The sequence below is a fragment of the Sellimonas caecigallum genome, assembly GCF_019754295.1.
GTDB classification, from domain to species: Bacteria; Bacillota; Clostridia; order Lachnospirales; family Lachnospiraceae; genus Sellimonas; species Sellimonas caecigallum.
Window position 1 is genome coordinate 1 of record NZ_VIRV01000025.1, and the last position, 25,456, is coordinate 25,456.

23 protein-coding genes are annotated in these 25,456 nt (G+C 45.7%); 19 read left to right on the forward strand and 4 right to left on the reverse strand.

Annotated features, from left to right (window positions below; all coding sequences use genetic code 11):
• Positions 1-35: 35 nt before the first annotated feature.
• From FLB61_RS11825 to FLB61_RS11875, 11 genes are all read left to right on the forward strand, one after another.
• A complete protein-coding gene (locus FLB61_RS11825) occupies positions 36-1,226 on the forward strand; it encodes an MFS transporter (protein ID WP_221920319.1) in 1,191 nt (396 codons plus the stop codon).
• Positions 1,227-1,253: 27 nt separating this feature from the next.
• Entirely contained in the window at positions 1,254-2,750 is a 1,497-nt protein-coding gene (glpK, locus tag FLB61_RS11830) for a glycerol kinase GlpK (RefSeq protein ID WP_221920292.1), read from the forward strand.
• Positions 2,751-2,934: 184 nt separating this feature from the next.
• Complete coding sequence (locus tag FLB61_RS11835) at positions 2,935-4,167, forward strand: 6-phosphofructokinase (RefSeq protein WP_087202079.1); 1,233 nt, start codon at positions 2,935-2,937, stop codon at positions 4,165-4,167.
• Between the two features lie 342 nt (positions 4,168-4,509).
• On the forward strand, positions 4,510-6,804 hold the full coding sequence (locus tag FLB61_RS11840) for an extracellular solute-binding protein (RefSeq protein WP_221920294.1): 2,295 nt from the start codon (positions 4,510-4,512) through the stop codon (positions 6,802-6,804).
• The gene (locus tag FLB61_RS11845; RefSeq protein WP_221920295.1) at positions 6,771-7,559 is read left to right on the forward strand and encodes a carbohydrate ABC transporter permease; all 789 of its coding nucleotides are present in this window, start codon (positions 6,771-6,773) and stop codon (positions 7,557-7,559) included. Before FLB61_RS11840 ends, FLB61_RS11845 begins: the two co-directional genes overlap by 34 nt.
• The gene (locus FLB61_RS11850; protein WP_221920297.1) at positions 7,556-8,398 is read left to right on the forward strand and encodes a carbohydrate ABC transporter permease; all 843 of its coding nucleotides are present in this window, start codon (positions 7,556-7,558) and stop codon (positions 8,396-8,398) included. Before FLB61_RS11845 ends, FLB61_RS11850 begins: the two co-directional genes overlap by 4 nt.
• A gap of 16 nt (positions 8,399-8,414) precedes the next feature.
• Entirely contained in the window at positions 8,415-9,782 is a 1,368-nt protein-coding gene (locus tag FLB61_RS11855) for an efflux RND transporter periplasmic adaptor subunit (protein ID WP_221920298.1), read from the forward strand.
• Between the two features lie 2 nt (positions 9,783-9,784).
• Entirely contained in the window at positions 9,785-10,801 is a 1,017-nt protein-coding gene (locus FLB61_RS11860) for an ABC transporter permease (protein ID WP_221920300.1), read from the forward strand.
• 7 nt (positions 10,802-10,808) lie between these two features.
• Complete coding sequence (locus tag FLB61_RS11865) at positions 10,809-11,186, forward strand: BlaI/MecI/CopY family transcriptional regulator (RefSeq protein ID WP_221920301.1); 378 nt, start codon at positions 10,809-10,811, stop codon at positions 11,184-11,186.
• Positions 11,187-11,188: 2 nt separating this feature from the next.
• Entirely contained in the window at positions 11,189-12,322 is a 1,134-nt protein-coding gene (locus FLB61_RS11870; protein WP_221920302.1) for a M56 family metallopeptidase, read from the forward strand.
• Positions 12,319-13,188, forward strand: coding sequence for an SDR family oxidoreductase (locus FLB61_RS11875; RefSeq protein WP_087202064.1), 870 nt, complete (start codon positions 12,319-12,321; stop codon positions 13,186-13,188). Before FLB61_RS11870 ends, FLB61_RS11875 begins: the two co-directional genes overlap by 4 nt.
• Positions 13,189-13,441: 253 nt before the next feature.
• On the opposite strand, the gene FLB61_RS11880 is transcribed toward FLB61_RS11875, so the two are convergent.
• Entirely contained in the window at positions 13,442-14,662 is a 1,221-nt protein-coding gene (locus FLB61_RS11880; protein WP_221920303.1) for a 6-phosphofructokinase, read from the reverse strand.
• A gap of 151 nt (positions 14,663-14,813) precedes the next feature.
• Here FLB61_RS11880 and FLB61_RS11885 point away from each other — a divergent pair, with 151 nt between their 5' ends.
• From FLB61_RS11885 to FLB61_RS11900, 4 genes are all read left to right on the forward strand, one after another.
• Positions 14,814-15,830: a glycosyltransferase family 2 protein gene (locus FLB61_RS11885; RefSeq protein ID WP_221920304.1), complete on the forward strand. Its 1,017-nt coding sequence runs from the start codon at positions 14,814-14,816 to the stop codon at positions 15,828-15,830.
• A gap of 66 nt (positions 15,831-15,896) precedes the next feature.
• A complete protein-coding gene (gene rbr, locus FLB61_RS11890) occupies positions 15,897-16,526 on the forward strand; it encodes a rubrerythrin (RefSeq protein WP_087202058.1) in 630 nt (209 codons plus the stop codon).
• Complete coding sequence (locus tag FLB61_RS11895) at positions 16,527-18,263, forward strand: S8 family peptidase (RefSeq protein ID WP_221920311.1); 1,737 nt, start codon at positions 16,527-16,529, stop codon at positions 18,261-18,263.
• Positions 18,264-18,452: 189 nt separating this feature from the next.
• The gene (locus FLB61_RS11900; protein WP_087210262.1) at positions 18,453-19,499 is read left to right on the forward strand and encodes a PTS sugar transporter subunit IIC; all 1,047 of its coding nucleotides are present in this window, start codon (positions 18,453-18,455) and stop codon (positions 19,497-19,499) included.
• A 68-nt stretch (positions 19,500-19,567) separates the two neighbouring features.
• On the opposite strand, the gene FLB61_RS11905 is transcribed toward FLB61_RS11900, so the two are convergent.
• Together FLB61_RS11905 and FLB61_RS11910 are read right to left on the reverse strand one after the other, a co-directional pair.
• Positions 19,568-20,419 (reverse strand): response regulator, encoded by an 852-nt coding sequence (locus tag FLB61_RS11905; RefSeq protein ID WP_087202052.1) that lies wholly within the window; start codon positions 20,417-20,419, stop codon positions 19,568-19,570.
• A complete protein-coding gene (locus FLB61_RS11910; RefSeq protein ID WP_221920312.1) occupies positions 20,416-21,696 on the reverse strand; it encodes a sensor histidine kinase in 1,281 nt (426 codons plus the stop codon). Before FLB61_RS11910 ends, FLB61_RS11905 begins: the two co-directional genes overlap by 4 nt.
• Before the next feature lie 48 nt (positions 21,697-21,744).
• Here FLB61_RS11910 and FLB61_RS11915 point away from each other — a divergent pair, with 48 nt between their 5' ends.
• The 4 genes from FLB61_RS11915 (at position 21,745) to FLB61_RS11930 (ending at position 24,396) form a co-directional block, all read left to right on the forward strand.
• Positions 21,745-22,002 (forward strand): GNAT family acetyltransferase, encoded by a 258-nt coding sequence (locus tag FLB61_RS11915; protein ID WP_221920313.1) that lies wholly within the window; start codon positions 21,745-21,747, stop codon positions 22,000-22,002.
• A 98-nt stretch (positions 22,003-22,100) separates the two neighbouring features.
• On the forward strand, positions 22,101-22,385 hold the full coding sequence (locus FLB61_RS11920; RefSeq protein ID WP_221920314.1) for a hypothetical protein: 285 nt from the start codon (positions 22,101-22,103) through the stop codon (positions 22,383-22,385).
• Entirely contained in the window at positions 22,363-23,703 is a 1,341-nt protein-coding gene (locus FLB61_RS11925) for an aryl-sulfate sulfotransferase (RefSeq protein ID WP_246599230.1), read from the forward strand. The genes FLB61_RS11920 and FLB61_RS11925 overlap by 23 nt, the downstream gene beginning before the upstream one ends.
• Before the next feature lie 132 nt (positions 23,704-23,835).
• Complete coding sequence (locus FLB61_RS11930) at positions 23,836-24,396, forward strand: nucleotidyl transferase family protein (RefSeq protein WP_221920317.1); 561 nt, start codon at positions 23,836-23,838, stop codon at positions 24,394-24,396.
• Here FLB61_RS11930 and arcC read toward each other — a convergent pair.
• The gene (gene arcC / locus FLB61_RS11935) at positions 24,386-25,315 is read right to left on the reverse strand and encodes a carbamate kinase (RefSeq protein ID WP_221920318.1); all 930 of its coding nucleotides are present in this window, start codon (positions 25,313-25,315) and stop codon (positions 24,386-24,388) included. The genes FLB61_RS11930 and arcC overlap by 11 nt on opposite strands.
• Between the last annotated feature and the right edge of the window lie 141 nt (positions 25,316-25,456).

A 25,456-nucleotide genomic window follows, 5' to 3' on the forward strand; every position in this document is an offset into this window, starting at 1 on the left:
CGAAAGATAATACATACAGCCAGGGGGACAGAATCATGAAGCAGATCAGGGAAGATTACAATCATACGATTAACGCGTGTTATATTGGATTTATCACGCAGGCTATCGTAAACAATCTTGTGCCGCTTTTGTTTCTCACATTTCAGAGACAGTATGGTTTTACGCTTGATGAGATCGCATTTCTTGTTTCCTTGAATTTTGGCGTGCAGCTTCTGACAGATGCCTGCGCACCGAGAATTGTGGACAAGATGGGGGAACGGGGAGCGATCATGGCAGCACATTTGTTTTCCGGGGCAGGGCTTTTGGGACTTTCTTTTCTTCCAAAGATTGTCTGGGATCCGTATGTGGGGATTGCAGCAGCCATTGTCTGTTATGCTGTGGGAGGCGGTCTTATCGAAGTGATGGTAAGTCCCATTGTGGAGGCGTGTCCGACAAAACGGAAGGAAGCGGCCATGAGTCTTCTTCATTCCTTTTATTGCTGGGGACATGTGGCAGTCATCTTGCTGAGCACTGCATTTTTCGCAGTATTCGGGACAAAAAGATGGGATGTGCTGGCATGTCTTTGGGCAGTTATCCCGCTTCTGAATACGGTGTATTTCCGATTTGTACCAATTTTTCCTATTGTGGAAGAAGGCAGAGGGATGACCATTTTGGAGCTTGCAAAGAAGAAAATTTTCTGGATCCTGTTCCTGGTCATGATCGCGGCCGGTGCAGCGGAACAGGGAATGAGTCAGTGGGCAAGCGCTTTTGCAGAGGCAGGGCTTGGAGTAGAAAAGACAGTAGGCGACCTGGCAGGGCCGTGTATGTTCGCCGTTTTCATGGGTGTGGCCCGGGCCTTCTACGGGAAATACAGCGAACAGATCCCTCTTCGGAAATATATGCTGTGCAGCGGAGGCCTGTGTATCGCCGCTTATCTTTTGGCAGGGCTTTCCACACATCCGGCAGCAGGACTTGCAGGATGCGCGCTGTGCGGGCTGTCTGTGGGAATCATGTGGCCGGGAGCTTTCAGTACAGGAGCGGCCGCTCTCCCAAGAGGAGGAACAGCCATGTTTGCCCTTTTTGCGCTTGCAGGAGATCTCGGGTGCTCGGCAGGTCCGGGACTTGTGGGGATGGTGTCAGAGGCGGCTGGAAACAGTCTGAAAATGGGACTTCTCTCTGCCGTTGTATTTCCGGTTCTTTTAATGGTTGGGATCAGTCTTGTAAAAAATGAGAAGAAAAATAATTAGAAACAGCAAAATACAGGAGGTGTCGAGATGGGAAAATATATTATGGCGCTGGACGCGGGAACAACGAGCAACCGTTGTATTCTGTTTAATAAAAAAGGAGAGATCATGAGCGCCGCGCAGAAGGAGTTTACACAGTATTTTCCAAAACCAGGATGGGTTGAACATGATGCAGATGAAATCTGGTCGACCCAGCTTGGAGTGGCGGTGGAGGCCATGAGTAAGATAGGGGCATCCGCCGAAGACATTGCAGCTATCGGAATCACAAATCAGAGGGAGACTGCTGTCGTATGGGAAAAAAAGACAGGAAATCCGATCTGCCATGCCATTGTCTGGCAGTGCCGGAGAACCGCAGAATATTGTGATGAGCTGAAAGAACGTGGGCTGGAGGAATGGTTTCGCAGAAAGACCGGACTTACCATCGACGCGTATTTTGCAGGGACAAAACTTAGATGGATTCTGGAAAATGTGGACGGAGCGCGTGAGAAGGCGCAAAAAGGGGAGCTTCTGTTTGGAACGGTAGAGACATGGCTGATCTGGAAACTGACAAAGGGAAGGGTCCATGTGACGGATTATTCCAACGCTTCACGCACGATGATGTTCAATATCAACACACTGGAATGGGATGAAGAGATCCTGGAAGTGCTTGGAATACCGGCCTGCATGCTGCCGAAACCGGTACCGTCAAGTGCTGTTTATGGACAGACAGATCCGGCTTTCTTCGGAGGAGCTATCCCGATCGGAGGAGCGGCCGGCGATCAGCAGGCAGCATTGTTTGGGCAGACGTGTTTTGAAGCGGGAGGAGCAAAAAATACCTACGGAACAGGATGCTTTCTTCTGATGAACACCGGAGAAAAACCAGTGTTTTCCAAAAACGGTCTTGTCACGACCATTGCCTGGGGACTGAACGGAAAAGTAAACTATGCGTTGGAAGGATCCATTTTTGTGGCAGGTGCTGTCATTCAGTGGCTGCGGGACGAGATGCGGCTCATTGACTCGGCTGCGGATTCCGAGTATATGGCGCAAAAGGTAGATGATACAAATGGATGCTATGTGGTTCCAGCCTTTACCGGACTTGGAGCACCGTACTGGGATCAGTATGCCAGAGGAACGATCGTGGGCATCACAAGAGGGGTCAATAAGTGCCACATCATTCGGGCGGCACTGGAATCTTTGGCTTACCAGGTGCATGATGTCATACGCGCCATGGAAGCAGACTCCGGGATTCCGCTCACATCTCTCAAAGTGGACGGAGGAGCCAGTGCCAACAATTTCCTGATGCAGGTACAGGCAGATATCAACCGCACCCCGGTCAAACGTCCAAAATGTGTGGAGACAACAGCGATGGGTGCTGCTTACCTGGCGGGACTTTCCGTAGGGTACTGGTCTGATACGGAAGAAATCCGGAAAAACTGGGCTGTAGATCAGGAATTTCTGCCTAAGATGGGGGAAGAAGAGCGTAAAGCAAAGCTAAAGGGATGGAAAAAGGCGGTCCGGTATGCCTTCGACTGGGCCAGAGATGAATAACCAAACCAAGGCATGTAATTGTATTAAATAACGAAAAAAACAAAAAAAGATAGACAATACTGTACAAATGTACTAATATAGATATATGCTGTTTGGAACAAAATGTATTTGATCCCGTTCCCGCTTCCGGTGGAGAGGCCGGCGGTGCACAAAGGGTATAGAAAAGATTACGGAGGTAGAAGGAATGAAAGGAAATGTAATCGTAGGACAGTCTGGCGGTCCGACCGCTGCAATAAATTCCAGTCTCGCAGGGGTTTACCGCACAGCAAAAGACAGAGGAGCGAAAAAAGTATACGGAATGCTTCACGGCATCCAGGGACTTCTGGAAGAAAAGTATATCGATCTCTCCGAACACATCACAAATGAACTGGACGCAGAGCTTCTGAAACGTACACCGGCGGCTTATCTTGGATCTTGCCGGTATAAACTTCCGGAAATCCATGAAGACAGGGAAGTGTATGAAAAGATCTTCGCGATCCTGGAAAAACTGGAGATCGAAGCGTTCATCTACATCGGAGGAAACGACTCCATGGATACCATCAAAAAGCTCTCCGATTACGCGATCGTGACAGGATTTAAAACCCGTTTCATCGGATGTCCAAAGACGATCGACAATGACCTGGCTCTTACAGACCACACACCAGGATATGGAAGTGCGGCAAAATATATCGGAACATCCATCAAAGAAATCATCCGCGACAGCTTCTGTCTGGAATACAGCAAAGGCCTCGTAACGATCGTGGAAATCATGGGACGAAATGCAGGCTGGCTGACAGGAGCAGCGGCACTGGCAAAAGGAGAAGACTGCGCAGGACCGGATATGATCTATCTCCCAGAGCTGACATTCGATCTTGATAACTTTATGGAACGGATCAAAGACCTTCTTGCAAAGAAAACATCCGTTGTTGTGGCAGTATCCGAAGGAATCCATCTGGCAGACGGAAGATACGTGTGCGAACTCGGAACAAGCGTGGACTTCGTGGATGCATTCGGACATAAACAGCTTACCGGAACAGCTGCATATCTGGCAAACTATGTGGCACACGAAATCGGATGCAAGACAAGAGCGATCGAGCTGAGCACACTTCAGAGATCCGCATCACACTGTGCGTCGAGAGTGGACATCCTGGAAGCATACCAGGTAGGCGGTGCAGCAGTCAAAGCGGCAGACGAAGGAGACAACGGAAAAATGGTTGTACTCAAACGTCTCTCCGACGATCCGTATCAGTGCAGCACAGAAGTCAAAGATGTTCATAAGATCGCAAACGACGAAAAACTGGTACCTAGAGAATGGGTAAACGAAGAAGGAACATACGTGACAGACGAATTTGTGACCTATGTAAAACCACTCATCCAGGGAGACGTATCACCAGTTATGGTAGACGGAATCCCGAGACATTTGTATAAACCACACTAGAATTTAATGTATAGGGGACGTGTTCCGACGAGAAGGTACACGTCCCCTATATTGCGGTACGCGGACAAATTGTGTGTGAATCATAAGAAAAGCGTTGATTTGTAGAGACAGATCGGCGTTTTTTTAATGTATTTTTCTATTGCGTATGTTTGGATTGTGCTTCCTACAATCCGGAATACTCCGAGAGCAAACAGAGCGACCAAAAATAAAAAGAAATTATAGTATGAAAAGAAAAATTAATAAATAATAAAAATATAAAAATCTATTGAAAAAGAAATAATAACAGAGTAAAATTAAAAATAAGAAAAAAATAATGATAATTAAAGGGAGGAGGTGCGAATTATGGGGAAATTTAGGGCATATTTTTTGATGATAGTATTTGCATTGTTTTTATCAGGATGTAACTCTGAGCCAAAGGAAGAAGAGAACACAGTCACGGAATATTTTTCTGAAGAAAAATTAAAGATGCCGGAAGAACTGTCGAGCTGTTTTGACTTTCGATGTGATGACAATGGGGATTACCTGGCAATCGGTCAGGCTCTTGATCAGGGAACGATAGCCTGGAAGTCGCAGGATGAAGGAAAGACGTGGGAGGCATACCTAACACTCCCGGAAGAATGGAAGAAGAGTCTTGTGACGGAAGCACAGTTTACAGAAGATGGAGGGATTTTCTGTATCATTGCAAAAGATGCCCTGAACATGACAGATCAAGTTCCCCCGGTATGTTTTATCTATGTGACACCGGAAGGACAGTTTGAAGAGAAGAAGATGGCGGCAGAACAGGACGGACTCAGCGACCTCATCTGTCAGGACGGTATTGTGTATGGAAGAAATGCGAGCGGTATTGTCAAGGGATATGACTACAAGACCGGGGAAGAGAAGAAATCCTTCGATCAGTCTGATGAGTTTGTCAACCAGTTTACGTTGGCAGGGGAACGGATCATTGCCATTGGAATAGATCAGGTAAACCAGTATGACTTGAATACCGGGGAAGTCGTGGAGACAAGTGAAAAGATGAGCAGTAGTCTTGTGGAATTGTCATCCCGCAATCAGGGATATAATTCTAAGGTGTGTTACGATGCAGAGGAAAATGTAATTTTTCACATAGGGATAGACGGGATGTTCCGTTATGATATAGAAAAGGAAAGATTGGAACAGATGCTGTATGGCGAAAACCATGCATTTTCCGATGTGAAAGGATACCTTACAGATGTCTCAATACTGGACAATAAAATTGTAATTAATTATGTAGATAAAAACAGAAAGCCAATTGTATGGATTTATACATATGTAGAAGAGGGAATCCAAGTAAAAATGGTAAAAGAGCTGACAGTATATTCCCTCTGGCAAGATAATATGATGCAAGATCTTGTAAATAAATTTAACTCTGCACAAGATAAGATTCATGCCAATTATGAATATGATGTGACATGGGAAAATGGGGTCACACCTAATGATGCAATCAGCAAGCTGAACACAAAGATTGCTGCAGGGGACGGACCGGATGTTTTGCTGTTGGATAAACTCAATGCGGATTCATACATAGAAAATGGTCTTTTACGGAATATTTCGAGTGTATTGGATGAAAAGGAACATTATACAAACATCGCGGCACCGTTTGAGAGAGATGGAAAAATCTATGGTGTACCAATGGAGTTTCATCTTATGGCCATTCATGCAGAAAAGAAGGCGGTAAACTCCATTGGATCACTCGGAAAACTGGCGGATTATCTGGAGAATTACCACAAGGCACACCCAGATCGTCTGACGCTTGACCGGTGGGAAAGCGATAACTATATGGAAGTATTTTTCCAGACTTATTTTCCGGATCTTTTGGAGGATGGAAAGTTAGAAAAAGAAGAGCTGGGAGATTTTTACATGAATCTTGAGAGAATCCATCATGTATCGGAATATGACTGGACGGTAAATCGTACAGGAGAAGGAAATGATATGATCAGTTTGGAACATCTATGGCTTAGTGATAACTGGTGGTCGGAAGGGATTCTTGCAATGGGCGAATTGGATGTATCGATCAGCGGAGTGCTTGGGTGTGACGATGTGGAGCGGCTTTATTACTATGGAGATATAAGAAAAGGGTTATCGTACGATTATTTTAGGAGAGACGGAAAACCAATCTTTGTGCCTCGTATGATTTTAGCAGCCAGCGGAAATGGAAGATATGGAGAAGAGGCAGAAGATTTTATCTCCTATTGTTTGACTTCGAAAGCAATGAAAGAAAGGATGGGGGGAAATGGTTTCCCAATTAATCGGGAAGCGTTTAAGTATCCATTTACACTAGGAATTGATGATAAAGAAACCATGAAGAACAGTAAAGGAAAGGAGATAGAACTTCCATGCAAGAGTCTCCCTAAGAAAGAACAGGAAAAATTTTTCGATATGGTAGATGGCCTGGAGGAATACACCTACATCGACACGACCATCAAAGAAATCGTGATGGAGCAGGCAGAGAAGTATATCAATGGAGAAGGGACGTTGGAAGAATGCACGGCACTGGCAGCAGAAAAGGTAAATCTCTATCAACAGGAATCAAGAAGAAGAGAGCAGGAATTTGTTTTATTCTGCCAGGTTTTCTCGGCGTGTTCTTGTTTTCCATTCTGCCGTTTTTCGATGTGGTAAGGAGGGCTTTCAGCAATACATCGGGGACGACGTTCGCCGGATTTCGGAATTTTGCCACAGTTTTGCAAAATGAAGCGTTTTTGCTGAGTGCAAAAAATACTGCGCGGTTCATCCTGACAAGCGTACCGCTGCTTTTGTTCCTGTCGCTTCTGATGGCTTGCTATATCAATGCACGGATTGTACATAAAGGGATCGTGAAGGCGGTCATTTTATTCCCAATGGTCATACCGGTATCTACGACGACATTGTTTTGCAGGCTGTTGTTTGACGATGCCGGTATGATGAACGGGACGATCAGGGCATTCGGCGGCGATCCGATCCGGTGGATGGACAGTGGATATGTGTTCTGGGTGCTTGTGCTTCTGTACATATGGAAGAACATTGGATTTTGCGTCATTCTCTGGTGTGCGGCTATGGATGCGATCCCGAAGGAGATTTATGAGACGGCGAAGCTTGACGGAGCCGGGTTTTTTACAAGGATGGGGCGGATCATTCTGCCAATCTTGTCTGCCTCGGCATTTATCATTGTCCTCCTGCTTGTGCTGAACAGTTTCAAAGTCTTTCGGGAGTCTTATATGCTTACTGGGAACTACCCGCATCGGTCCATCTATATGACACAGAATGTATTTAACAACTGGTTCCAGAGTTTCTCAGTGGAAAAAATGGCCGCAGGTGCAGTTATAGTGGCTCTTGTGCTGGCAGCGTTTGTGATGATGCTTCAAAAGCGGCTGATGATGAGGTTGGATGAAAGATGAAAAAGATGCAGAAAGCGGGAAAGTTCATATTTGGATGTATGGTCATAGTCGTCTTCTGTCTGCCTGTGGTGTTCCTCTTTACCGGTTCGCTGAAAGGGACGGAGGAGCTAAGAGAAAGTCTGGGTGCAGTCATATCAGGAGGAGAGGGCTCATTTCAGTGGAGTTTTTTTCCAGCATATCCGACCTTGCGGCATTATGTGGAGGTTGTGTTTGACAGCCCGGAATTCTGGACATTGTTTTGGAATTCTGTCCGTATGACCGGACTGATCCTTCTGGGACAGATCATTGTCGGCATCCCGGCGGCGTGGGGATTTGCAAGATACCGGTTCACACGGCCGGTCTTTCGGATTTATATGATCCTGATGATGATCCCGTTCCAGGTACGGATGGTGTCCGAGTACTTACTTTTGAGGAGACTGGAACTTTTGGATTCACTTTGGGGAATCGTACTTCCAGCTGTGTTTTCTACGTATCCGGTGTTTATTCTGTTTCAGTTCTTTGTGAGCATACCTGAGGAAGTACTGGATGCGGCCAGAATCGACGGTGCGTCAGAGACAAAGATTTTTTTGAAAATCGGCGTGCCGATTGGAAAAGCTGGGATCTGCAGCTCCTTGATGTTGAGTTTTGTGGAATACTGGAATCTGATCGAACAACCGATGACATTTTTGGATACAAAATCGCTTTGGCCGCTGTCTCTTTACATGCCGCAGATCACAGAGGCAAGAACCGGTGTTTCCTTTGCCATCTCGATACTGGTAATGATCCTGCCGTTTTTTGTATTTCTGGCAGGACAGGAGTATATGCAGAAAGGCATTGCAGCTTTTATGAAAGACGAATGATTCAGGAGAGAGAAAAATGCGTAATAAAGTAATCAGAGCAGGTGTGATTTTTTTGGTTATTGCAGCACTCTGCACAGTCATTTCCAGAGGGCTCTATGTGGCTTCCATCGCCAATGTGACACTGCAGACTCCGCGAATGTACACGCTGAACCACGACATCGAAATGTACGGGATCGTAGAACAGAGCCGTGAATTTGTTGTGCTGGCACAAGCCAATCAGATCGTTACAGATATCTATGTGAAGACAGGGCAGGAAGTGAAAGTAGGAGATCCGCTGTTTGCGGTGGATATGGAGTATCTCGGGCAGCAGATTGACAGCCTGGAAAACGAGATAGCACAGCTTGAGTACCAGATTCGAGATGCCAAGAACCAGGAGGCAGATAGACGAAATCAAGAAGCGCTTGCGCAGAAGCAGGCAAAGGAAAATTATGATAGGACTGCTGCCAAATGGGAGAAGCAGCTTGCAAAAGATGCAAAGGCGGTGGAAGATGCAAGGAGGGCGTACGAGGAAAGCTTAAAGAAAAAGCCGGAGAACGGAGACGAACAGGCGGGGGAGGCGCAGGCGGAACAGGATCAGCTCCTGGCGGCTTTAAAAGAGGCAGAAGCCCAGTATGAGGCCAGCGTATCTCAGAAAGAGGACGAGCTTTTCACGGCGGGACAGAATCTGGAGTCAAGTAAAGTTACAGGGGCGGACTCTACATCCGAAGAGCAGCTTCAGCTTCAGAAGGAACAGACAGAGAAAAACCTGTCACAGCTGACGGAACTGGCAGACCGGGAGGGAAAGATCGTGTCAAGCGCGGCTGGGATGGTCTCGGAAATCCTTGTAAGGACAGGAGAATTTACCCCGTCTACAGCCAGTGCCCTGGTGGCGGATATGTCTTCCGGAATCAAACTGACAGTCACGCTTGGGGCGGACGAGGCGAAGTATGTGGGGCAGGATTCTGGAGTGACCATTCGGGGAAAAGACCGGGAAGGGAAGGAAGCAGTCCTTACCAATGTGGAAATCCGTTCCATAAAGGAGAAGAAAGAAAGTGAGGATAGTTTATCTTCCTTTGAAGCAGTGATAACGTCTCCTGAAACAGTGTTTGCCCCCGGAACCAATGTGAGTGTGGAGATCCGTAATCAGTCTGCAGAGTATGATACGTGCATTCCGCTCCAGGCACTTCACGAGGAAGGGGCAGACAGATATGCGGTCTACATCACGGAAGAAAAAGATACGATGATAGGGAAAGAGCTTGTGGCGAGGAAAGTTATGGTAAAGGTAATCGATCAGGATGCAGAGTTTGCCGCCGTGGACAGTGATACGTTGTCGAGCCAGCAGAACATCATTTACACAAGCGACAAGACGATCGAGGACGGAACAACAGTAAGGGAAAAAGATTGAACATGAAAAAGAAAAGCATTGTCTTAAGTATTGTGTTGATCTTTGCAGGGATCCTTTTATTCGGGCTGGCAGTCGGGGAGATGGCGAAGATCCGTGCAATACAGAAAAAACTATTTGTAAGGCTGAGCAGTGAAACGGATGTACAAAGTGCGCAAAATACGACAGAACAGTTTCTGGAAAAAGAGACCGGTCAGATTGTCTTTTGGTCAGAAGAAAAGAGGCAGTACTGTGAAAATCCAGACCTTGGCAGGACAATGGACGTAAAAGAAATCATCTATTGCGGCGTTCTGTCTGTCTTATCCCCGGAATGCAGTTCCATTTATAAGCCTGATGCAGACGGAGAGTGTGTGATCGATGAAAAGACGGCGGAAGTCTTGTTTGGAAGTACAGAAGGGAAAGGTCAGACGGTCCGGGCAGGAGATAAGGACTATATCATTTCCATGGTTATAGAAGGAAAGGAAGGGTTGTTTATCCGGACAGCCCACGAAGGAGAAATGATGCAGTACATGACTGTGCAGCCCGGGAAGGCGGATGAAAAGAAAAATCTTCTGCAAAAGGTAATGACAAATTATGGAGTGGGTGGGGAGGAAATGCAGCTTTCACTTTTGTATTTTCTCACGGCATGTATCCTTTCCATGATTCCAGCCGGGTGCGCAGCAGCTGGAGCTGCGCATGTGTGCCGCATGGTAAAGGAAAGGAAGAGAAAAGAGACAATGGGATGGATCGGAAGCGCAGCCGCGGGAACAGTGTCCGCAGTCGTGGTATTTCTGATTTGTATACGTTTTTTTCAGTCTGACCCAGGAATCGCCCTTTATCCGCTCTCGGATTTTGAAGGATGGTCCCAACAGATGCGTCTGCTGACAGGACAGATCAGAGAACTGCTGGATATGGAAAAGCCATGGATACTCGGTACATTTTTCGAAACGTTCCGGAACTGTTTGGCCTACACTGCACTGGCAGCTCTGTGTCTTGCCGGTGGAATTAAGAAAAGAACATACATGAAAAAAGAAGAGGAGTGATAACGAAATGTTAGGATTGACAAGAAGACAGGCGGAAGTGATGAATATTCTCTGGGAGGCGCAGAAACCGATGATCGCCTCAGAGATCGTAAAGGCAAAGGAAGATCTGAATATCAATACGGTGCAGGCAGCACTGAGAAGTCTGATAAAGAAGGAATATATCGAAGTAGCGGAAATCGTATACAGTGGTACGGTTCTCACGCGGAGTTACCGACCACTTGTAGAGCGGGAAGAGTTTGCAGATGATGTGGAACAGGGGATCAAAAACATGCTCCGGAAAGAAACATTGTTTGCCCATTATATCGATGAGATTGACGATTCAGACATTCTGCAGAAGTTAGAAGCGGTTATTGATAAGAGGAAGAGGGAACTGGAGGAAGAATAGGTATGGAGATATCCATGGGGCCATTTTTGACCTGTTTTTTGACGATCCTGGTACTCACAGGATATCTGTATATTGTTCTGTATAAATCCAGAACAATCTTTAAGTGTAGGGTAAAGATCATCTTTGCCGTCATGGCAGTCATCATGATACGCATGCTCATACCAGTCAACTTTCCTTTTACGTATTCGGTGTATTCTACCCACATACTAAAGGGGTTAGGGAATATTGTGTACGCACATACAGAAATTTGTGGTAAACAAGTTTTTATCTTTGATGGATTGCTTGTAATATGGGTGGTAGGAGCAGCTGTGCAGTTGGTGCGCTATATCCGGAAACGCCGAATGGTACGGAAATATCTGGAGTACTATCTCGTTACAGACAAGGAAAAGAGAGCGTATTATGATTCATTTTTACGAGCAGCAGGCATAAAAAATATGCGGATAGCCGTGTTGCCAGGAGAGAACGGGGCAGCCATCTTCGGACTGATCCGTCCAATCATGATTTTGCCCGATTATATGTTGGAAGACCAGGATATGAGTTATATTATCCAGCATGAGATCGAGCATTACCATCATTATGATCTATGGCTGAAATGGATCGTGGATCTTCTGGCGGCTATCCATTGGTGGAATCCGCTGGTGTATCTGATGCGCCGGGAGTTGAACAATGTACTTGAGCTTTCCAATGACTATGTTGTGACAAAAGAGATGACGGAAAGGGAAAAACTAGATTATGCTCAGACTTTGTTGAAAATAGCAAAGCTAAAGCAAAAAAGAAACCGGTATGCTCTGAATCTTGCAGATGGAGGCTGTCTGGAGGTAAGGATCCGCCTGCTCATGGAACCAAAAGAGCCAAAAACGAGAAAGCAGAGTCTGACGATATTGGGACATATGATTTTTATCGGCCTTGTCATGCTGGTTTCTGTGATCGTTGTTCCGGAAGTGTCATATGAAGAAGAAGTAGAAAAAGGAGATACATTCGAGATAACTCCTGAAAATGCATATTTTATTAAGACGGAAGAAGGGTACGAAATATATGCGGATGGGATATACAGAGGAATAATGGAAGAAGTAGATGAAACATTCAAAGAAATGGGGATCCCAGTTTATGAAGAAAAGGGAGAACAAGAACAATGAGCAGAAAGATTGCAGTAACCGGAGCCAATGGTTTTCTTGGTTCCAGAGTGGCGGCGTATTATCAGGAGAGGTATGAGACGATCGGCTACACGAGACAGGAGCTGGATTTTACAGACAGAGAGAAAGCAAAGAAGGTGATCAAAAGGGATCATCCAGATATTTTGATCCATACGGGAGCCATATCAGATATAAGGGCTTGTGAAGAGAACCCACAGTTGTCGTGGAAAGTCAATGTGGAAGGAGTAAGCAATCTTGCCAGTGTATGTGGAGAACTGGGGATTCGACTGATTTTCTGTAGTTCTGATCAGGTCTACATGGGAAACCAGGTTCGGACACCACACAGGGAGAATGAAAAGCTTTGTCCCGTGTCCGCGTATGCATGTCAGAAACGAAAGGCCGAGCAGGAGGCGTTGCGTCTGCAGCCGGATACGGTAGCTCTTCGGCTGAGCTGGATGTTTTCCGCGGACAGGAGAGAAGGCAAGGAGCATGGGACGCTTTTTTCCAGTATCCGGGATGCAATACAGAACGGGTGCGAGATACGCTATCCAGTTCATGATTATCGGAGTATCACAGATGTGTGGGAAGTAGTCAGAAATATGGAAATCATGTTTCAGGCGCCAGCCGGAATCTACAATTTTGGAAGTGAAAATGATCTCAGTACGTACGAAGTTGTAAAGAGAGTTCTTGCGCATATCGGGAAAGGGCAGAACCTTTTAAAGAAAAATGAGGAAGCATTTGCGGGGGATCCCCGCAATCTGAGGATGGATATTGAGAAATGTAGAGCTGCCGGCGCGGTGTTTCGGACGACCGAGGAAGCGCTGGAGGCAGCAGGAGAGACGATGTTTATTACGAACCCTCCATTATAATAAAAAAACTCCCGTAAAAGGGAGGATGCCGGGTAGCTGATCGGCTCAGCTCCCGGCATATATTATGAAAAAGTTTATTCAAAAGGTATTTTACCTGCGTCGTCTTTGACTTTTGTATGTTGTTTTCCTTTGATGATTTCAGTATAGCTTTTATTCATGAAAAAAGAGTGTTCAAGAAGTGAAGCTTTGTAAAACAAAACATGAACAAAATATGAACGCAGGAAATCCGATTGTGCAGGTTGTACACAGATGCCTATTTTCTGAAAATAAAATGTGGCAAACCGTCTTTTTCAGGAACTTCCACATGTCCCTGGATAAGTGGAAGGGCATAGCGGAGAAAATCTTCTGTCACGTCGGAACCGTCATTGCAGATCCATTCCGCCGGAACTGGTTTTTCGGCGTTGCATATCTGATTCACATCAGCTGTGCCAAGTTCCATTTCGTAAGGTTCGTTTTTCGCACGGTTAAATGTGATCATCACACCTGTGTCCCCCAGAAGAGCGCGCTCTACCGCGTAGGATCCTGCAGCCTTTGCCTCCTCCACATCAGTTGCAGACAGGCAGGAGGAAGAACAGCGCTGGCAGACATTGAGTTCTACAGAGCGGACTTTGACGCCAAGCTTGTCTTTCACGAGATTTTCCAGATATTTTCCGGAGCCGGTCAGCATCTTGTGTCCGAAGTTGTCGGTGCCGACTTCGCTCGCGTATTCACATATAAATGTGCCTTTGTCATCGTGGATTCCCTCAGAGATACAGACAACGAGATTAGATGTCGTTTCGAGTGCCGTCTTTACCTGACTGATGAATGCTTCCTGGTCAAAGTCGGTCTCTGGAAGATAAATCAGAACAGGGTTGTCTCCCTCGAATTTGCGGGCAAGGGCAGATGCAGCCGTGAGCCATCCTGCATGGCGTCCCATGATCTCCACAATGGTCACGGATTTTTTATTGTCATATACAGACGCGTCCACGGCGATTTCGCGCACGGTGGTGGCAACATATTTGGCAGCGCTCCCAAATCCAGGGGTGTGGTCTGTGAGTACAAGGTCATTATCGATTGTTTTCGGGACACCGATAAAGCGGATCGGGCTTTCAATGGAAGCTGCGTAGCGTGAAAGCTTGCTGACAGTATCCATGGAGTCGTTTCCTCCGATATAGAAGAAAAGGCCGATCTCATACTCGTCAAATTTGCGGAATAATTCCGGATATACCGGATCATCCAGATTTTCCGGAAGTTTATAGCGGCAGGAACCAAGATATGCCCCAGGTGTCGTCGGAAGCAGCTCGATAGAGCCATCTTCCATGAGTGTAGACATATCCATGACATGACCGTTTAAAAATCCTTCGATACCGTTGACCATTCCGTATACATGGTCTACAGATACATCTTCAAGTCCTTTTTTGGCTACTCCGTAAAGGCTCCCATTGATGACGGCAGTCGGTCCGCCGGATTGTCCAACAAGTAAATTTTTTCCCATAGTTATCAGTCCTCCAGTTTTTTGCTTTGAGTCCAGTATAACGAAAAAATCTGAAATTTGCATCTTTTTTGTGTAATCTTCTTGGAAAAAGGGAAAAAAAAGATTATACTAAAGACATCAATCGCCTAAAATTATGGAATGGGGGAAATTTATGAAATACATTACATTTGCAATACCATGTTATAATTCACAGGACTATATGGAGAGGGCTATCGAGTCGGTTCTCGTCGGCGGAGACGATGTGGAGATCATCATCGTAAACGATGGTTCCAAAGACCGGACAGAGGAGATCGCAAAGGAATATGAAGAAAAGTACCCAAATATCGTAAAGGCCATCAGTCAGGAAAACGGGGGACACGGAGAAGCGGTCAATACCGGACTTTCACATGCATCGGGGAAATACTTTAAGGTAGTGGACAGCGACGACTGGCTGGATGAGGAGGCGCTGAAAAAGGTGCTGGAGACACTGAAGGCTTTTGAGGAGAAAGACCAGGATCTTGATATGCTCATCTCAAACTATGTATATGAGAAGGTAGGGGTGGAGCACAAAAAAGTCATCCATTATAGAAATGCTCTTCCTCAGAATGAGATTTTCGGGTGGAGTGATATCGGACGCTTTCGGATCGATCAGTATATTCTGATGCATTCTGTGATCTATCGGACAGAGCTTCTTAAGCTGATCCAGTTAAAGCTTCCAAAGCATACATTTTATGTGGATAATATTTATGTCTATTATCCGCTTCCTTCGGTTAACACGATCTACTATTTGGATGTGAATCTGTACCGCTACTATATTGGCCGTGATGATCAGTCAGTCAATGAGAAGAATATGATCAAGCGGATCGATCAGCAGCTTTTTGTCACAAAAACCATGATCGATATGTACCAGATGAAGCGTATTACCAATAAAAAGCTGAAGTCCTATATGATCAAGTATCTGGCGATCATGATGACGGTGTCTTCCATCATTTGTATCCGTTCAAAGAAGGAGGAGAACCTGAAAAAGAAGAAGGAACTCTGGCAGTATCTTAAGAAGCGGGATTACAGAACGTACTTTAAGATCCGATACGGAATTCTCGGACAGACAATGAATCTTCCTGGAAAACCGGGACGAAAAATTTCCTCCATGGGGTATTCCGTCATGCGCAGGATCATCGGATTTAATTAAATATGCATAAAGAAACAGCCATAGGGCATACTACTCTGTAAAGATCAGTAAAGGAGTAAGATGACTATGGCTGTTAATTTTTCACAGAGCAGGACAAAAGAGAATCTTATGAGAGCATTTGCAGGGGAAAGCCAGGCGAGAAACCGATACACGATTGCTGCGGAAGAAGCGGAGAACAAAGGGTTCTATGCGCTGAAAGAGATCTTTTTGTTCACAGCGGAGCAGGAGAGGGCGCATGCGGCCAGGTTTTATGAATTCCTGAAACAGGAAGCGGGCAATACGATCGAAATCGATGGCACCTATCCGGTAGATCAGTCAGAAAGCCTTGTGGAACTTTTGAATATGGCGGCTCACAATGAAAGGCAGGAGCACGAGGATGTTTACCCGGCATTTGCCAAAACAGCGGAGGAAGAAGGATTTCAGGATGTGGCCTATACATTCCGGGAAATTGCGGAAGTGGAAAAGGTTCATGGGGTGCGTTTTACGAAACTTGCGGATATGCTGAAAAATGAGACATACTATGAAAAGCCGGAAGGGGATGAGTGGATGTGTCTGAACTGCGGCTACATTTTCAAAGGGACAAAACTCCCGACTATGTGTCCAGTATGTCATAAAGAGCGAGGTTATTTTATCCCTGCATGTATGGCGCCGTATCTTGGATTTGAAGGAAGCGGATATGAAAGAAAAGGAGAGTAGATGACAGAAAATCAGAAAATCGAAAACATCTTCAATCTTGCGCTCGATGCCACAGAAGAAGAACGGAAAAAATCAGAAAACCTTGATGTGGGATACTACGAAGAAGAAAATGAATGGGATGTGATCATACTGTATCTGGGATCCTTGGAAAAAATCCGGGAGTTATCTGAATTTGTCACTCCGCTCCTTGGCAATTTTGCTGTTGTAAGAATCCGGGAATCTATGCTCGAGAGACTTGCAGCATTGGAGGAAGTCATCTATATTGAAAAACCGAAACGACTATTTTTTGAAGTGGTAAACGGAAGAAGGGTGTCGTGCATCGATGCGGTGCAGACGCCCCGTTTTCGGCTTACCGGGAAAGGGGTGCTCATCGCAGTCATTGATTCCGGAATCGAATATGCCAACCGTGATTTTCGAAATCTAGATGGAACGACGAGGATCCGCTTTCTCTGGGATCAGACAATAGAAGGAACTCCGCCGCAAGGTTACAAAATCGGGACGGAATATACGAAGGAACAGATTGATGAGGCGCTGAAGAGACCGGAACGCTCGGAAAGACTTGCTCTCGTGCCAAGCATTGACACATCAGGACATGGGACCGCGGTGGCCGGCATCGCGGCAGGAAACGGCAGCAACAGCCAGGGGCTCTACCGGGGAGTGGCAACGGACAGTGAACTGATTGTCGTGAAACTTGGAAACCCTGGAAATGTCGGATTCCCAAGAACGACGGAGCTGATGCAGGCAGTGGATTATGTAGTGAGAAAAGCAGAGGAGCTTGGGATGCCGGTTGCCATAAACTTAAGTTTTGGAAATACATATGGATCTCATGACGGTACCTCCCTTTTAGAGCGATTCCTGGACGTGGCGGCACAGACAGGGAGAACTGTGATCTGTGTAGGGACTGGAAATGAGGCGGCCGAGTCCGGACATACATCCGGGTACTTAAGAGAAGGGCAGGATGAGGAAATTTCCCTTGCAGTGCAAGAAAGACAAGGAGCATTCAGTGTTCAGATATGGAGCGATTACACTGATGTATTTGGAGTTGTGCTACAAGCTCCTTCGGGGGAGCGGTCTGGAATGATCCGGGAAGCTCAAGGGCCGCAGAGATTCCGATTGGGAGATACGGAGATTCTTTTGTATTATGGCGAACCAAGCCCATACAGTGGACTTCAGGAAGTTTATTTGGAACTTTTGCCGTTTCAGGAATATGTAAACAGTGGAGAATGGCGGATCATTCTCATTCCGGAACAGATTGTTACCGGGAGGTATGATCTGTGGCTTCCGAGCAGCTATACGCTCAACCAGGGAACCGGATTCCTTTATCCCGCAGAAGGGCGTACCTTCACGATTCCGTCCACATCGGCCAGGGTATTGTCGGTAGGGGCCATCGATGCAAGGACGATGGCCTATGCTGATTTTTCCGGGAGAGGAAGACAGGCGGCAGACGATAGGGGAAAGCCGGATATCGCGGCCCCCGGGGTCAATGTTATTTCGGCAGATCAGGAGTCTGGATATGCCGCTTTTACCGGCACTTCTTTTGCAGCTCCATTTGCATCGGGGGGCGCGGCGCTTTTGATGGAGTGGGGAATTGTAAATGGGAACGATCCCTATCTATATGGAGAGAAGCTGAAAGCGTACTTAAGGAGAGGGGCTCAGGAACTGCCCGGATATGAGAGATGGCCCAATGACCAGCTGGGATATGGTGTGCTTTGTATCAGAAATAGTATTCCTGTTTAGGCAATATTGATATTTTTATGACATTTAATTTGTTGAATACTTCTAAAAAAGTGAAAAGAAGAAAAAAAATATGTCGAATTTGACACCTCCTGTTATTTTTTGAAACCTCTACTATATATTTATTTTATCGATAAAGAACGGGAAAAACAAAAAAAGTCTATAGGGTGTTTTTCAGTAAGGAGGAAGAAAATGACGACAATTTTAACTGGAGTAGGAATGCTGATCCTTACATTGGCATTGTTCTCATTGTTCAGCATGAAAATGCCAAAAGGTTCACTTGCCATGAGCGGTATGGCAAATGCAGCAGTAGCGACATTTCTGGTGGAGGCGATCCACAAATATATTTCCGGCGATCTGTTAGGGATCGAATTTCTCCGTCAAGCAGGAGAAAATGCCGGAGGATTCGGAGGAGTAGCGGCAGCTATCTCTGTTCCGCTCTGTATGGGAACAAACCCGGTACTTGCAGTATCTGCCGGTGTCGTACTCGGACAGTTCGGTATCCTTCCTGGATTCATTGCCGGATATGTAGTTGGGCTGATCGCGCCGATCATCGAAAAGAAACTGCCGGAAGGTGTCAACGTTATTGTGGGAGCGCTGGTTATCGCTCCATTGTCTCTTGCAATCGCAACACTTACAGATCCGCTTGTCAATATGACGCTTGCAAGGATCGGAGGAACGATCACAGCAGCGGCAGAACAGTCTCCTCTTGTGATGGGATTCCTTCTCGGAGGTATCATGAAGATGATCTGTACCTCTCCGCTAAGCTCTATGGCTCTTACTGCCATGATCGGTCTGGACGGTCTGGCAATGGGGATCGCAGCGATCGCGTGTGTGGGAGGATCTTTTACAAATGGTATCGTATTCAAACGTCTGCATCTTGGAGATAAGAGCAATATCATGGCAGTTATGATGGAACCACTTACACAGGCACCGATCATCACAGCCAATCCGATTCCGATTTACGGTTCCAACTTCTTTGGAGGAGGACTTGCAGGTGTATCGGCGGCAGTATTCCATATCATCAACAATGCACCGGGTACAGCGTCCCCGATTCCGGGGCTTCTGGCACCGTTTGCATTCAATGATCCAAAGAATGTAGTTTTGGCAGTCTTCTTCGCAGCTATCGGAGGAACACTTGCAGGACTTGTAGGAAGTCAGATTTTCAAGAAGCGTTATGATAAACTGAGAAATGAAAAGCAGGAAAACTCAGTTGAAAAAGCAGCAGTAGCAGAATAAAACCCTATAGATAATCAACCAGAAAAAGAGCGCGGGATTTTGTCCTGTGCTCTTTTTCTTTTAATGGATCAGATATGTTCGCAGTATGCAAGGAGAGAATTGAGGAAGGTGCGGATCTTTACGTTTCCATGTTTATCGCTTTTGCCGCGGATGTAGTCCATCTCTTTCCGAACTTGCTCAAAGTTGTAAAGTGTATTGGAAAACTCTGTAAATACTTCGTTTGAGTAATCCTCGAGTCCCAAATGTGCCAGATTGACCATTCCGGAGAGGGCAGCTCTTCGGATTCGCTGTTCGATGGATTTTGGATTGTCACTGAAATGGCTGAGAAGCTTCTGCAGAGTCTGCTGCTCCAGTGTTTCGTGATGATCGTGGAGGTATGTGATCAACGTGATAATATCTCTGCTTCCGATTTCTCCGATGATACCAAGTTTCTGAAGGATGGATGTCAGCCGATTCTGGAAAGTTTCAGACTGAGATGATCCGGACTCATCCGGCACTGAATCCCGGAATTCGGTCTCAAAAAGAGACTGGACTTTTCCAAGTGTCCGCTGCATGGAAAGACTCTTGGCTACATTTCGGATGACAGACTCTGTCTCAACTGCGTTGAGGGGTTTCTGGATGAAAAAGTGGATTCCTGCTTCATAAGCCTTTGCGATCAGTTCTTTGGAGGAAACTTGGGAGAGCATGATGAAAGCGCTGTCGGGACATATTTTCCGTGCTTCCTCCACAAATGAAATACCGTCCATCTCCGGCATCAAAAGGTCCACGATGATGATATCCGGCTTGACAACGCGGATATCATCCAGGGCGTCGTGTCCGCTTGAAGCAGAACCGCAGCACTCGCCAAGATTCCTTTCTTTGATGAGAATATTCAGTATGGTTCGGACATTTCTGTCATCGTCTACAAAAAAGAATTTCATTTTGATTCCTCCAATGTTGTTTTCTTGAAAGTAATGTGAAAGCTTGTCTTTCCTGGACGGGAAGTGGCCGTGATCGTACCTCCAAGCTGCTCCACAATGATATTTTTTACAATATTAAGTCCCAGGCCTCTGCTGATTTCTCCGGTCTCATAATTGATTTTTGTAGAAAATCCCGCATCAAAAATCATAGGAAGGATGTCCGGCGAAATGCCAGGGCCGTCGTCTGTCACAGTGCAGAGAAGGGATTCGCCTGTCTCTTCGATAGAAATATCAAGTCTGACATGATCTTTTTCGGAAGCCTCGATGGCGTTCATGAAAAGATTGCGGAATACGGAGAGCAGGCAGTAAGGATCCGGCACGCAGAGCGATGTGTTCCCGTGGACGTGGAAAGAAACCGTCTTTTTATGTGAAGCCGCAAACTGCCGGATGGGATCTTCCAAGATAGAAAAAAGATCTGAAAAAGGAAGAGATTTTGAAGTGGATTCCAGAGAGAGAACATCCGACAAGCCTCTGAGAATCAGATAGTACTCCTTTTTGATCTCATGAATATTGTTTGCCACTACGAGGGCATCTTTTGCGGCATCCTTTGTGCCGGAATCCGCACGCAGCCGTTCAAAGAGCTGATAGGCAAGATGCATAGCAGATTCCACCATGCCGGAATTCTTTTTCATCCAGATGACTTCCTCCTGAAGACGGGAAGTCAAAAGAGCAAGATTTTGATAGTAATCTTTCTGTTCCCTCCGGATCAGAACAAGGTGGTACTGCCGGAATATTGTGATGAATATGAAGATCAGCACTGTTCGAAGCAAGGCTGTGATCAAAATTCCGGATTGCGAAGAGTTGGAAAATGCATTAATATTAAGACGAAGCATCAATTCCCCGAAATTTGCCAGATAGTCACAGAAAAAAAGCGCCGCAAGATCTTTCCATATTTGGCCGGTTCCACGGAGTTTTTTCAGGTAAAAAGTAAGAATGATGCCGTAAATAATGTAAAATCCGAGTTCCGGGAGTGATATAAGGAATGCTTGTTCCAGGCCGTTCCCATTCATGCAACTATAGAAGGTACGGGAGAGCAGGACAAAGATCCCGGATAAAAGAGATACTGGAAACAAAGGAAAATGATCGGAGAGGAGAGAAAAAGCAGCAAGGAAAACAATCCCAAGAGATACGCTGAACTCAGGGGAAAAAATATTAATCTGAAATTGTGCTGCTGCTGCCGTGAGCACGCTGTAAAAAAAAGTGTGAATAAAAATATCCAGATGTGTCTGTGGTTTCATAATCCCTCCTTAATATTTCTATTTTAGCATAAAAAGGAGAAAAATAACATGCTGAAACGAGAAGATTTATACGGAATGCCATATTATAAAAAAGCGGCATATCTTGGGAGTGTATCTCCGAATACGAGATTTCGCATCGCTTTGAAAGAAGATAAGCTTGAGGCGGCAGTGTGGAAGGAGCCTTACTGTTATGACAAGACGCCGGAAGAGGAAATCGAGAGGAAAGAATTTCCAGCTCAGGAAGAAGGGTTCCATGAAATAACAGACTGGATCAACCAAAAAGCAAAAGAGATGGCAAAGTTATAACAGAATCATCAAAAAATCTTCACGTTAAAAACACAAACCCTGCTTATACTTGATAAAACAGTGTATTTATTTTATCAAAGAAAGGGAGGGGGATGTCCATGAAGAAAAAAGTGGGAATTCTGCTGGCAGGCCTCCTGGTAGTGTTGGCAGTGATTGGTGGAAAACAACTGATTATTGACGATTCACAGGTAGAGAATACTTCCAGTCTTACAAAAGAGCAGGAGACCAGAAAAGATCCGGGGAATTTATACGGCAGATTACCAGGAAGAGGCATCACAGGAGCTGGAAAAGGCAAAACAGGAAGATACTTATACATTATCCAATATGCTGGTAAAGGAAAATCCATATGGGACGAACACAATGTCGCTTTATGTGTATTTTGAGACGGAAAAACCAGCTAAAGTGTCATATACCGTCCACGTGGACGACCAGGATATAGCTGACTTCCAGGGGCAGTTCTATCAGGATGAAACATATATGACAGACCATGAATATCAGGTTATCGGGCTTATACCGGAAGAGACAAACGAAGTGACATTTACAGTAGAATATGAAGACGGGACAAGCGAGACGAAGACTATCAGTCACGAGATGGGCGAACTCTGGGGCAAAGAAGACATAAAATTGGATGCCGAAGATAAGGTGGAAAATGCCGGGGAAAAACTTACAGATGGGCTGTATGTGATCCTGGGAAATGACAGCTCTGAGCTGGATTTCATGTACTATTATGACAATGACGGGACTTTAAGAGGGGAGATCCCTCTGATCGGATACCGAAGCCATAGACTTCTTTTCCAGGATGACCGGATGTATTACAGCATCTCAGAGACGAAGATGGCAGCGGTAAACAGGCTTGGGCAGGTCGAGCAGATTTACGACCTTGGGAAATATGAGCTCCATCATGATTATGTCTTTGATGATGACGGAAATCTCCTGATTTTGGCAAGTGATTCCACAAAGGAAAGCGTGGAAGATATGATCATAAAAGTGGACGTCCAGACAGGAGAGGTCACAGAAGTGCTGGATCTTGCAGATTTATTCGGAAGTTACAAGGAGACTTGCGTCAATAATTCAGACGGAGACTTGGACTGGATGCACATCAATACTCTGCAGTGGCTTGGGGACGGAAGTGTGATCTTAAGCTCCCGCGAGACATCCACAATCCTGAAAATCGATCATCTTTATGATACGCCGACACTTTCTTATATGATCGGACAGGAAAGCTTCTGGGAAGGAACGGGATATGAAAGCTATCTTCTTGAGAAAGAAGGAAGCTTCAGCAATACAGGAGGACAGCATTCCGTTACGTATGTGGAAGATCCGTCACTTCCGGAGGGACAGTATTACCTTTACCTTTATAATAACAACCTTGGGGTAAGCGAGTCCCAGCCAGACTATGATTGGAGTGAGATTGAAGAAATTTCTGAAAGTACTAAGGAAGGGACGTCACATTACTATCGGTATTTGGTAGACGAAAAGGAAGGGACGTATACCCTTGTAAATTCTTTTGACGTACCGTTTTCCCCATATGTGAGCAGCGCACAGGAAGTTGGGGACAATGTGGTAATGGATTCCGGTATGGCGGGAGCTTTTGGAGAGTACAGCCAAAATGGAGATCCGATACGGACGTTTACGATGGATAAAGAAAAATTTATTTACCGTGTATATAAATATGATTTCCGAAATTTCTATTTTAGTTAAGAAGAAATGATTTTTCCGGGTGTAGAAATATGGTATACTAAAACTGCCCGGCAGAATGTTCCTGTCCGGGCAGTACTTGTATTTAGTATAATGGCTTGCTTTGCGGGCCTTTTACGGAAAGAGGAAGAGAGTATGACAGAAAAAAGAGGAGTAATCCACGGCAGGTTCCAGTGCCTGCATAACAAACATATGGAATACCTGCTTTTGGCGAAAAGCAGATGCCAGACACTGATCATAGGCATCTCTAATCCGGATGTAAGCTATATCCGTCCAAGTGAAAATGACAGAGACCGCTCCAAAAAGGAAAATAATCCATTTACGTATTTTGAGCGGTATGAAATGATACGGGACGCCATGCTGGAGTATGGCGTCCCGAGGGAAGAATTTGAAATTGTACCTTTCCCTATCAATAAACCGGAATATATATCCCAGTATGCACCCACGGACGCCATGTATTATATGAGCATCTGCGACGCGTGGGGGCAAGAAAAATACGATACATTGACCGGACTTGGACTTAGGGTGGAGGTGTTGTGGAAACGGAAACCCGAAGAAAAAGGTACGACGGGAACCGAAGTCCGAAAGCTGATCATGGAAGGAAAGCCGTGGGATCATCTCGTGCCTAAAAGTGTGTATAAGTACATCACAAAGAATCGATTGGATGAGAGGATCATACGCTTATCTAACGGATGATCGTCCCGGTTTTTCCTTTCAGGCAATCTGAGAGTGCCTCCTGAGAGGTAATGTATGCGCTGCGTCCCTGACCTTTCTCGATAAAGGAGACGGAAGCGCGGAATTTTGGAAGCATGTTGTAAATGCCGAAATGTCCTTCTTCCATATACTGCTTTGCCTGTGCCGCTGTGATCTCTCCCAGCTCCTGCTCATGATCGGTGCCGCGGTTTAAGCAGACTTTTTCCACACTTGTAAGGATGATGAGGGAATCGGCATTCAGCTCTTCTGCCAGTTTTCCGGCAGTTAGATCTTTTTCGATAACGGCGCTGGCACCCTTGAGCCGGTGATCCTGGGAAAGAACCGGGATTCCACCGCCGCCGCAGGCGATGACAACCTGATCTGCATCGGCCAGAGCTCGGATGGCATCGATCTCAACAATCTTAACCGGGTTTGGAGCAGATACAACTCTTCGGAAGCCTTTTCCGGCTTCTTCTACCACATAGTTCCCTTTCTTACGTTCAATAGCTGCGTCTTCAGCGGACATATAACGGCCGAGCACTTTCGTAGGAGTGTAGAAGGCCTCATCGTAAGGGTCTACGGTTACCTGTGTCAGGATCGTACTGACAGAACGGTAGATTCCACGATTTAAAAGCTCTTCCCGGATAGCGTTCTGTAGGTCAAATCCGATATAACCCTGTGTCATAGCGGAGCAGACACTCATCGGAGCCGGCGTGTAGTCCGGATGATTTTTGGCGAACTCATTCATGGCGGTATGGATCATACCAAGCTGCGGTGCATTACTGTGTGTGATTGCAACCTGGTATCCTTCCTGTACTAAGTCGGCGATGGATTTGGATGTTTTTCTGACAGCGATCTGCTGTTCTGGAAGTGTTGTTCCGAGGGCACGGTGTCCTAATGCCACCACAACTTTCTTTTTCATAAGCACTACCTCTGTTTCTTAAAAATTTTTGATTTTTTACTGATAAATGATAAAAAAATTATATAATTTTTTAAGAAAAAATGCAACAGAAAATAACTTGCGCTTTTATGGCGTTTGGAGTATAAAAATAGTAAAGACAAA

What these genes read in the sequence shown, in the direction of transcription:
- FLB61_RS11825 (WP_221920319.1), top strand. Translation starts at nt 36, where the DNA reads ATGAAGCAGATCAGGGAAGATTACAATCATACGATTAACGCGTGTTAT.
- glpK (WP_221920292.1), top strand. Translation starts at nt 1,254, where the DNA reads ATGGGAAAATATATTATGGCGCTGGACGCGGGAACAACGAGCAACCGT.
- FLB61_RS11835 (WP_087202079.1), top strand. Translation starts at nt 2,935, where the DNA reads ATGAAAGGAAATGTAATCGTAGGACAGTCTGGCGGTCCGACCGCTGCA.
- FLB61_RS11840 (WP_221920294.1), top strand. Translation starts at nt 4,510, where the DNA reads ATGGGGAAATTTAGGGCATATTTTTTGATGATAGTATTTGCATTGTTT.
- FLB61_RS11850 (WP_221920297.1), top strand. Translation starts at nt 7,556, where the DNA reads ATGAAAAAGATGCAGAAAGCGGGAAAGTTCATATTTGGATGTATGGTC.
- FLB61_RS11855 (WP_221920298.1), top strand. Translation starts at nt 8,415, where the DNA reads ATGCGTAATAAAGTAATCAGAGCAGGTGTGATTTTTTTGGTTATTGCA.
- FLB61_RS11860 (WP_221920300.1), top strand. Translation starts at nt 9,785, where the DNA reads ATGAAAAAGAAAAGCATTGTCTTAAGTATTGTGTTGATCTTTGCAGGG.
- FLB61_RS11865 (WP_221920301.1), top strand. Translation starts at nt 10,809, where the DNA reads ATGTTAGGATTGACAAGAAGACAGGCGGAAGTGATGAATATTCTCTGG.
- FLB61_RS11870 (WP_221920302.1), top strand. Translation starts at nt 11,189, where the DNA reads ATGGAGATATCCATGGGGCCATTTTTGACCTGTTTTTTGACGATCCTG.
- FLB61_RS11875 (WP_087202064.1), top strand. Translation starts at nt 12,319, where the DNA reads ATGAGCAGAAAGATTGCAGTAACCGGAGCCAATGGTTTTCTTGGTTCC.
- FLB61_RS11880 (WP_221920303.1), bottom strand. Translation starts at nt 14,662, where the DNA reads ATGGGAAAAAATTTACTTGTTGGACAATCCGGCGGACCGACTGCCGTC.
- FLB61_RS11885 (WP_221920304.1), top strand. Translation starts at nt 14,814, where the DNA reads ATGAAATACATTACATTTGCAATACCATGTTATAATTCACAGGACTAT.
- rbr (WP_087202058.1), top strand. Translation starts at nt 15,897, where the DNA reads ATGGCTGTTAATTTTTCACAGAGCAGGACAAAAGAGAATCTTATGAGA.
- FLB61_RS11895 (WP_221920311.1), top strand. Translation starts at nt 16,527, where the DNA reads ATGACAGAAAATCAGAAAATCGAAAACATCTTCAATCTTGCGCTCGAT.
- FLB61_RS11900 (WP_087210262.1), top strand. Translation starts at nt 18,453, where the DNA reads ATGACGACAATTTTAACTGGAGTAGGAATGCTGATCCTTACATTGGCA.
- FLB61_RS11905 (WP_087202052.1), bottom strand. Translation starts at nt 20,419, where the DNA reads ATGAAATTCTTTTTTGTAGACGATGACAGAAATGTCCGAACCATACTG.
- FLB61_RS11910 (WP_221920312.1), bottom strand. Translation starts at nt 21,696, where the DNA reads ATGAAACCACAGACACATCTGGATATTTTTATTCACACTTTTTTTTAC.
- FLB61_RS11915 (WP_221920313.1), top strand. Translation starts at nt 21,745, where the DNA reads ATGCTGAAACGAGAAGATTTATACGGAATGCCATATTATAAAAAAGCG.
- FLB61_RS11920 (WP_221920314.1), top strand. Translation starts at nt 22,101, where the DNA reads ATGAAGAAAAAAGTGGGAATTCTGCTGGCAGGCCTCCTGGTAGTGTTG.
- FLB61_RS11925 (WP_246599230.1), top strand. Translation starts at nt 22,363, where the DNA reads ATGTCGCTTTATGTGTATTTTGAGACGGAAAAACCAGCTAAAGTGTCA.
- FLB61_RS11930 (WP_221920317.1), top strand. Translation starts at nt 23,836, where the DNA reads ATGACAGAAAAAAGAGGAGTAATCCACGGCAGGTTCCAGTGCCTGCAT.
- arcC (WP_221920318.1), bottom strand. Translation starts at nt 25,315, where the DNA reads ATGAAAAAGAAAGTTGTGGTGGCATTAGGACACCGTGCCCTCGGAACA.